At 65.0% G+C, this 1,146-nt stretch carries 1 protein-coding gene; it reads right to left on the bottom strand.

What is annotated here, in order from left to right; translation table 11 throughout:
* Positions 1-1,146, bottom strand: a 1,146-nt coding sequence (gene tuf, locus U1E26_06120) for an elongation factor Tu (GenBank protein ID MDZ4169215.1), incomplete at its 5' end; no start/stop codon positions are given.

Raw genomic sequence — 1,146 nt, 5'->3', positions numbered from 1 at the left:
TTACTCGATGATGGAGGTGACGACGCCGGCGCCCACGGTGCGCCCGCCTTCGCGAATCGCAAACCGAAGCCCCTCCGACATCGCGATGGGCGTGATCAGCTCCACGTTGATCCGCACGTTGTCCCCCGGCATCACCATCTCCGTGCCTTCGGGTAGCGTCACCACCCCGGTCACGTCGGTCGTCCGGAAGTAAAACTGCGGCCGGTAGCCGTTGAAGAATGGCGTGTGCCGCCCTCCCTCTTCCTTCGACAGCACGTACACCTCAGCCAAAAACTTCTTGTGCGGCGTAATCGACCCCGGCTTCGCCAGCACCTGGCCCCGCTCGATGTCGTCGCGCTTCACGCCCCGCAACAGTACCCCGACGTTGTCCCCCGCCTCGCCCTGATCCAAGAGCTTCCGGAACATCTCCACCCCGGTCACCACCGTCTTCGTCGTCGGCTTGAACCCGACGACCTCGACTTCTTCCTGGATCTTTACCACCCCACGCTCGATCCGCCCCGTGGCCACCGTCCCTCGACCCGAAATCGAGAACACGTCTTCCACCGGCATCAAGAACGGCTTGTCCTTCTCCCGCACCGGGTCCGGCACGAAGCTGTCCACCGCGTCCATCAGCTCGTGGATCGACTTGCACGCCCCACAGTCTGCCTTGCCGCACCCGCACGCCAGCGCCTGAAGCGCGCTGCCCTTCACGATCGGCGTGTCGTCGCCCGGGAACTGGTACGAGCTCAACAGCTCCCGCACCTCCAGCTCCACCAACTCCAAGAGCTCCGGGTCGTCCACCAGGTCGACTTTGTTCAGGTACACCACCAGGTGCGGAACGTTCACCTGCCGCGCCAGCAGCACGTGCTCCCGGGTCTGCGGCATCGGCCCGTCGGCCGCGCTCACCACCAGGATCGCACCGTCCATCTGCGCCGCCCCGGTGATCATGTTCTTGATGTAGTCGGCGTGACCGGGGCAGTCGACGTGAGCGTAATGCCGCTTCTCGGTCTGGTACTCCACGTGGGCGGTGGCGATCGTGATGCCCCGCTCCCGCTCCTCCGGCGCCTTGTCGATCTGGTCAAACGCCACGTACTGGGCGAACCCCTTGTTCGACAGAACCTTCGTGATCGCCGCGGTCAGCGTCGTCTTGCCGTGGTCGACGTGGCC

It is taken from the genome of Coriobacteriia bacterium (assembly GCA_034370385.1).
GTDB lineage: Bacteria > Actinomycetota > Coriobacteriia > Anaerosomatales > PHET01 > JAXMKZ01.
Note: the sequence above shows the minus strand (reverse complement) of the source record. Positions and strands in the feature narration are given on the sequence as shown.